This window comes from Phenylobacterium sp. (assembly GCF_030698145.1).
Classification (GTDB): domain Bacteria; phylum Pseudomonadota; class Alphaproteobacteria; order Caulobacterales; family Caulobacteraceae; genus Phenylobacterium.
Genome location: NZ_JAUYNW010000104.1, coordinates 1 through 6536 on the forward strand (window position 1 = coordinate 1; position 6536 = coordinate 6536).

Below are 6536 nucleotides of genomic sequence, written 5' to 3' on the forward strand. Positions count from 1 at the left end.
CATCATGCCCGCTTCATCATCCGTGTCGAGCTGCAGCAGCAGACGCCAATCTGCCAGGTCGCCGCCCCGTTGGCCCAGGCGCCTAGCGATGTCTTGGCACTCCGCCTCCATGCTGTCGCTCTGAACCGGGCACGGATAGCCACCGACTTGGTGCATTGGTGCGCTCGGCGCCAGGTCCGCCAGCGCCTCCTCCAAGGCTTCGGTCGAGGCCGTGTTGAGACGGCTCCAGTCGATCGCCAATCGCTCTTCAGTCGGATAGGAGGCCCCTTGCACGAACGCGAGGGGGTAGGCTGGAAACTTGGCCTCGTATGGAAGGTCGTCCGGCTCTGTCGTGGCGATCGGCGACCCTGTCTCGTGGATCACGACCGCGCTTCCGGCGTCCTTCGCGTCGAGGCCCCACGAGCCGTGTTCGAGCTCATAGAAGAACAGCAGGCGGCCCAGGCTCGGTAGCCATTCCGGTCCTCCACCGGCTCGCACGTCCGGCAGATCCAGTTGCGCGACGCAACACAGTGGACGCCCTTCGTATCGGGGCCACGCGCCCGCCATGTCCGGCACACCGCCAAGTCGCGACCGACCATCGCCACCGGCAACCAGCCGAAGGCAAGGCCGCGCCTGGGCCTTCAGCGTGGCGATGGACTCTGCCACAACGGGCGAGACCTTCTCATCCACGGTTGCCTGCCGTCGGTGTCGAAAGAGCTTCCAAAAGAACTTCACGCCATGTCCTTTCGGTCGCGCGGCGCCTATGGATAGAACGAAAAGGGAACTTTGATCAACAGCCTACTCTTCGGCCAAGCGGCAAGCTTGCCACGCGCCGCCCGCTCGTGGCCGACTCCTGCAATTCAGATGCTCCAGGTGGGGCCGCTCTAGCATCACACCGACGACGGGCAGAGGCTTCCTACGCGATGAGGTCCTTTGGTGGCAGATCGTCCTCGCTCGAATAGCCCAGCAAATCATTCCAGAAGTGCACCGGAGTGTCGGTCCGAATCCTACCGCTGAGGATGCCTGTGACGTTGGGGATCAGGCCCAAGAGCCCGAGACCTCTCACCGTCGAGCCGCGGGTCGGTCGTGGTGCGTGAGCCGGAGGCTCGACCCTTCCGCCAAACGCTGGTGCAATGCCAGCCCTCATGGCAAAGCGCCGCTGATCTCCATCGCGGCGATGCTTAGCAATGTGCTCGTCGGGATCCATGGGCTCAATATTATCCAGCGTGTTTGTGCCGCCATCGGCGACCGCTTTGATGTGCGACACGTGGTAGGCGCGCCCATCCTTCGTCCTAGGCCAAGGCCTCCCCTCGGCGAGTTCCCACTCGCGGCGCAGGCGCGGGGTGTGCGGACTTCCAACTTCGATGAACTCGCCAGCTTCAAGCCCTGCGGGGTTACTCGGCAGATGGCTCGGATACCCACATGAGGGCATGACGGCGCTTGGCCTCTGCCGGATCACTCGTTCCTAGAGCCCGCACAATCTCGGACTTGCCCCCATAAGAAGGGACCAATGCCAAGGGTATCCGGCGGCGGGTTGAGTACCGTCCGCCCTCGCGGCGGATAAGGCCAGTCGGCATGTCGGGCTCCGTAGCGTGTGGTACAGCCGCAGGGCGCTTCGACATTTTAAGTGACTGATTTTGCTGCGATCCCTTGTGGATCAAGGGTTTGTAACGCAGTGGCGGTGAGAGAGGGATTCGAACCCTCGTTACGGTTTCCCGTAAACACGCTTTCCAAGCGTGCGCGATCGACCACTCCGCCACCTCACCACACCGAGGGTGGCCTTGGCCCCCAGCGGAAGGCGCGCAATATACTCATGACGGCCACGCGGGCAAGCGGCGTTACAGCACGGCGGCCAGGGTTTTGGAATCCAACAGCGAACCGCGCTCGGCGCGGCGCAGGCGGGCCTCCAGGACGGGAGTTCGCGCCTGCCAGCGGGCTAGCTGCGCGCGGGCCTCCGGCCGGCCCTCACGCAGGGCCTGGGCGATGTGGGCCAGGTCGCGGTCGGCGCGGCGCAGGGCGGCGCGTTCGGGGCGCAGGCGCGCGTAGCGCTCGTCCAGCAGGAAGAGCCGGGCGCGGGCGGCGGTGACCAGGAAGGCGGCGGTCCTCGGGTCTTCGACGCTCTGGGCCGCGGCGATCGCGCGGCGAGCGTCGCTCATCAGGGCCTGGACGGTGATCGCGCGGGCCGACGTCGTCGGGCAGGCCTGCGGTCCCAGCGCCCGCACATAGTCGGCCAGACCCTGGAGCACCGCGGGCGAGGGCTCAGGGCCGTCGAACTCCTCGACGATCAGGCCACGGACGAAGGGGGCGACATCTCCCGGCGCCACCTTCAGCCCCGCCCGCGGCCCGGAGAGGTCGGGGATCGGCCTGGGATCGTCCACGCCGTTGCCACGATGGGAGGAGAACAGCGACGAGGTCACGTCGGCCGTGCCCGGGGGCCCGGAGACGCCGGGAAAGCGGAAGGCGGGATTGGCCCGCCCGGCGCGGTGGCAGCTCTCGCAACTGATCCCGGCGCGCGCCGCCTGGCCGCCCAGCAGCAGCGGAGTTCGAAAGGCCGCGCGGCCGATCTCCACCGAGCGGGTGAGCCCCGGATCGACGGGCATGGCCAGGCACTCGGCGGGCTCAAGGGTCAGCAGGGCGACAGGCTCGGCGCCCAGGGACAGCCAGCGCATGGCCGCCAGTGGGACATCCGCCGCCGGAACCGCGCCCGCCGCGATCAGTGCGGCGGCGAGGCCGCCTAGCGCGCGGGTTCGCCGCCGGCGTCGATCCAACGGCGCAGCTCCTCGGCCTCGGCGCACCCATAGGCGCAGGACCGGTCCAGCCGGGCCAGCATGATCCTGGCGCCCGCCATGTCGCCGCGCTCCACCTTCAGTTCGCCGTAGTATTCCGTGGCGCCACGATGGTCGGGGGCGACGGCCAGCGCCTGCCGGTAGTAGGCCTCGGCTTGGTCGAAGGCGCCCTTCTTGCGCCAGGCGTAGCCCTGATAGGTGAGCACGTCGGGGTGGGGACCGAAGGCGTCGCGCGCTCGGTCGAGGGAGGCGAGCGCCTCGTCGTAGCGCTTTTCGTTGATCAGCCCGACCGCCTGCAGATAGGCCCGGTCGCCGGTCTGGCCGGCGGCGAACAGCAGGGGCTTCTGCAGCGCCGCGCTGGGCGTGGCGATGGCGCCCTCGACGGCGGTGAGGGCCGCCTTGAGCGCGGCGGCGTCGCCGCAGGTTCCGGCGCAGGCGTCGGACTTGGCCTTCAACCAATCGAGCTGCTCCTGGGCCTTGGCGTCCTTGAGGCCGCCGAGCGAAATGCCTAGGCCCTGGCGGGCGGAGATGTCGTCGGGTCCCAGCTTCACGGCCTTCTCATAGGCGCGCTTGGCGCCCTTCAGGTCGTTCTGCGCCAGGTTGGAGACGCCCAGCAGGCGCCAGGCCTCAACGCTCTTAGGGGCGGCGTCCACCACCCGCTTGAAGGCCTTCTCGGCGTCCTTCCAGCTCTTGGCGTTCAGCGCCGCGACGCCCTTAGCGTACTCTTCGGCCGGATCGTAGGTCGGGCCCGAGGCCGAGGGCATGTCCATGCCGCCTCCGCCGCCTCCGCCGCCGCCGGCCGCGAAGGCCGCACCGCCCAAGGCCAGACTGAACGCCACGCTCACGAACAAGGCCTTTTGGAACCGGGTCATGTCACGTCCTCCCTGGGACTTTCGGCGAGATTGCCACGAAATCCGAAGCGCGTCAGCCGACGCCGACGAGTGCAATCGGGTTCGACTGTCCCTATGTTGGGATACCCGATCGGCAACAGGCGCCATTATCATGTTCTTCGGCAAGAAGCCCCTCGACCTGCCCACCGCCGCGACCGCCCTGCCGGGCCGCCAGAGCCCGCTGCAGACCGCCGAGACCCACTTCGTCAGCGGCCGCCCGCTCAAGGGTCCCTATCCCGAGGGGCTGGAGCTGGCGCAGTTCGCCATGGGCTGCTTCTGGGGCGTCGAGCGCAAGTTCTGGCAGGTCCCGGGCGTCCATGTGACCGCCGTGGGCTATGTGAACGGCGTCACGCTCAACCCGACCTACGAGGAAGTCTGTTCGGGCCGCACCGGCCACACCGAGGCGGTGTTGGTGGTCTACGACCCGCGCGTGGTGACCTATGAGGACCTGCTGAAGGTGTTCTGGGAGGGCCACGACCCGACCCAGGGCATGCGCCAGGGCAACGACATCGGCACCCAGTACCGGTCCGGGATCTATCCCTATGACGACGCCCAGGCTTCGGCCGCGGCGGCGTCGCTCGGCGCCTATCAGCAGGCCCTGGCCGATCGCGGCTATGGCCCGATCACCACCGAGATCGCCGCCGCCCCGGAGTTCTTCTTCGCCGAGGACTACCACCAGCAGTACTTGGCCAAGAACCCGGCCGGCTATTGCGGCGTGGGCGGCACCGGCGTGACTTGCCCGATCGGCGTCGGCGTCCAGGTGTGAGCCCCAAGGCCTTCGACGCCGCCGCCATGGCCCTGCCCGGCGCGACCATGGATATCCAGTGGGGCTCCGACCGCATCTACAAGATTGGCGGCAAGATGTTCGCCGGCACGGACGGCGCCTGCTCGAAGGTGTCGTTGAAGGTGAGCGACATCGCCTTCGAGGCGCTCACCGAATCCGGCCGCGCCGTACCCGCGCCCTACATGGCGCGCGCCAAGTGGGTGATGTTCGACGACCTCGCATTCCTGGACGACGCCGAGGTGGCGGACTGGCTGAAGACCGCCCACGCCCTGGTCGCCGCCAAGCTCACGCGCAAGGCGCGCGTCGAGCTGGGCCTGCCCGCGTGACCCGCGCCGAGGTCGAGGCCTTCGCCATGGGCCTGCCCGCGGTGACCAAGGTGATCCAGTGGGGCGAGTCCGACGTCTTCAAGGTGGGCGGCAAGGTCTTCGCCATTTCCGGCGATGTCTCGGTGTCGTTCAAGGTTACCGAGATCGGCTTCATGGCCCTGACCGAGAGCGGGATCGGCCGCCAGGCCCCGTACTGCGCCAAGGGCCAGTGGACCGCCGTCGACATCGCATCCGTTCCCGAGGCCGATCTCACCTCGTGGCTGGCCACGGCGCACGGCCTGATCGCCGCCAAGCTGACCCGGAAGGCCCGCGCCGAGCTGGGACTGGCGTGACGTCGGATGGGTTCGAGACCGCCGCCCTCGCCCTGCGCGGGGCGACCAAGGTCGTCCAGTGGGGCGGGGCGCGGGTCTACAAGGTGGGCGGCAGGATCTTCGCCATCGCCGGCCTCGGAGGAGCGATCTCGCTGAAGGTCACCGACCTCGCCTATGAGGTGCTCGTCGAGACGGGCCAGGCCCGCCCCGCGCCCTATCTGGCGCGGGCGAAGTGGGTGGCGTTCGACGACCTGGAAGGCCTCGACGACAGCGAGGTGGTCGGCTGGCTAGCCACGGCGCACGCCCTCGTCGCCGCGAAACTGACCCGCGCCCAGCGGGCCGAACTCGGCCTCTAGGACTTCTCGAGCAGGCGCCGCACCTCGGCCAGGGCGCGGGCGGCGGGCGAGCGGCGCTGGCGGGTGACCAGCAGGGCCACGGCCAGGAAGGTCAGCAGCATGAAGGTCAGCGGCCCGAACAGCCAGCCGACGGCGGCCAGGGCGAAATAGTAGCCGCGCACCCCGCGATTGAACGACGACAGCGCCGGGTTCAGCACCCGCGCGGCGGCCTCGCCATAGGGCAGCGTCGAGGGCGCGTCGTCCGTCTCGGGCGCTGCCCCGATCACCGCCAGGCAGTAGTTCATCTGGCGGATCGACCAGATGAAATCGAGCAGGCCGCGCGCGAGCGTCAGCACCACCAGGGCCACCTGGGCCTCGAACAGCAGGCGCGAGGAGGTCTTCAACACCATCAGGTTGGACGCGCTCTCGAAAGTCCGTTCGCCGCCGAACAAGGCCCCCGCGGCCGCGGCGATCAGGATCAGGTTCGAGGAGGCGAAGAAGGAGGCGGAGTTCAGGGTGTGGCCCAGGATTTGGCCGTCCATGAACTTGTTCTCGCGCGACGCCATGTTGCGCATCCAGGCCGCCCGGATGACGGTCATGTCGGTGTTGATCAGGCCCTTGCCCCGCGCGAAGGCCTTCAGCAGCGGCTCATAGGCCAGCCAGGCGACGGCGAAGGCGACCAGGGCGACGATGTCCAGCGGGTCGAGGGCGTCCAGGAACTTCATCGGCTCAGTCCTCGGTGATCAGGCTCTCGCGGTTGGTGTTGCGCAGGCGCAGCGCCACCAGGAAGGCCACGGCCATGATCGCCGAGACATAGATGTAATAGCCGCTCTCCATGCCCTCCTTCTTGAACCAGAGGGCGGCGTACTCCGCGGTGCCGCCGAAGATGGCGTTGCCCATGGCGTAGGGCAGGGCCACGCCCAGGGCCCGCACATGGGCGGGGAACAGCTCGGCCTTCACGACGGCGCTGACCGAGGTGTAGCCCGACAGGATCACCAGCAGGAAGGTCATCAGGCCGAAGGCCGCCAGCGGCGCCTCCGCGCGGGCTATGGCCGACATCACCGGATAGGTGACGATCATGCCGCCGGCGAAGGCGAAGGCGATGGTGCGGTTGCGGCCCACCTT

General features: G+C 68.5%; 11 protein-coding genes and 1 tRNA gene. 4 read left to right on the forward strand and 8 right to left on the reverse strand.

Features of this window, described 5'->3' with window-relative positions; translation table 11 throughout:
• The 6 genes from Q8Q77_RS15990 to Q8Q77_RS16010 form a co-directional block, all read right to left on the reverse strand.
• On the reverse strand, positions 1-714 hold a 714-nt coding region (locus Q8Q77_RS15990), incomplete at its 3' end, for a YwqG family protein (RefSeq protein WP_305584633.1).
• A 181-nt stretch (positions 715-895) separates the two neighbouring features.
• Complete coding sequence (locus tag Q8Q77_RS15995) at positions 896-1246, reverse strand: HNH endonuclease signature motif containing protein (protein WP_305584634.1); 351 nt, start codon at positions 1244-1246, stop codon at positions 896-898.
• A gap of 127 nt (positions 1247-1373) precedes the next feature.
• Complete coding sequence (locus Q8Q77_RS20765; RefSeq protein WP_371130467.1) at positions 1374-1601, reverse strand: DUF6538 domain-containing protein; 228 nt, start codon at positions 1599-1601, stop codon at positions 1374-1376.
• Positions 1602-1655: 54 nt separating this feature from the next.
• A tRNA-Ser gene (locus Q8Q77_RS16000) sits at positions 1656-1745 on the reverse strand.
• A 72-nt stretch (positions 1746-1817) separates the two neighbouring features.
• Complete coding sequence (locus Q8Q77_RS16005; RefSeq protein ID WP_305584636.1) at positions 1818-2747, reverse strand: hypothetical protein; 930 nt, start codon at positions 2745-2747, stop codon at positions 1818-1820.
• Positions 2714-3637, reverse strand: a complete 924-nt coding sequence (locus Q8Q77_RS16010; protein WP_305584637.1) for a lipopolysaccharide assembly protein LapB — start codon at positions 3635-3637, stop codon at positions 2714-2716. Before Q8Q77_RS16010 ends, Q8Q77_RS16005 begins: the two co-directional genes overlap by 34 nt.
• Before the next feature lie 130 nt (positions 3638-3767).
• On the opposite strand from Q8Q77_RS16010, the gene msrA reads away from it, so the two are divergent.
• From msrA to Q8Q77_RS16030, 4 genes are read left to right on the forward strand one after another with little or no spacing between them, the layout of a single operon-like run.
• On the forward strand, positions 3768-4421 hold the full coding sequence (msrA, locus tag Q8Q77_RS16015) for a peptide-methionine (S)-S-oxide reductase MsrA (RefSeq protein ID WP_305584638.1): 654 nt from the start codon (positions 3768-3770) through the stop codon (positions 4419-4421).
• Positions 4418-4765 carry an MmcQ/YjbR family DNA-binding protein gene (locus Q8Q77_RS16020; RefSeq protein ID WP_305584640.1) on the forward strand — a complete coding sequence of 116 codons (348 nt, stop codon included), beginning with the start codon at positions 4418-4420 and terminating at the stop codon, positions 4763-4765. The genes msrA and Q8Q77_RS16020 overlap by 4 nt, the downstream gene beginning before the upstream one ends.
• Positions 4762-5097: an MmcQ/YjbR family DNA-binding protein gene (locus Q8Q77_RS16025; protein WP_305584642.1), complete on the forward strand. Its 336-nt coding sequence runs from the start codon at positions 4762-4764 to the stop codon at positions 5095-5097. The genes Q8Q77_RS16020 and Q8Q77_RS16025 overlap by 4 nt, the downstream gene beginning before the upstream one ends.
• Positions 5094-5432: an MmcQ/YjbR family DNA-binding protein gene (locus tag Q8Q77_RS16030; RefSeq protein WP_305584643.1), complete on the forward strand. Its 339-nt coding sequence runs from the start codon at positions 5094-5096 to the stop codon at positions 5430-5432. The genes Q8Q77_RS16025 and Q8Q77_RS16030 overlap by 4 nt, the downstream gene beginning before the upstream one ends.
• On the opposite strand, the gene Q8Q77_RS16035 is transcribed toward Q8Q77_RS16030, so the two are convergent.
• Positions 5429-6136, reverse strand: a complete 708-nt coding sequence (locus tag Q8Q77_RS16035; protein WP_305584644.1) for a DUF599 domain-containing protein — start codon at positions 6134-6136, stop codon at positions 5429-5431. The two genes, Q8Q77_RS16030 and Q8Q77_RS16035, sit on opposite strands and share 4 nt — an antisense overlap.
• A 4-nt stretch (positions 6137-6140) precedes the next feature.
• Positions 6141-6536: MFS transporter (locus tag Q8Q77_RS16040; RefSeq protein ID WP_305584645.1), on the reverse strand; the 396-nt coding region annotated here is incomplete at its 5' end.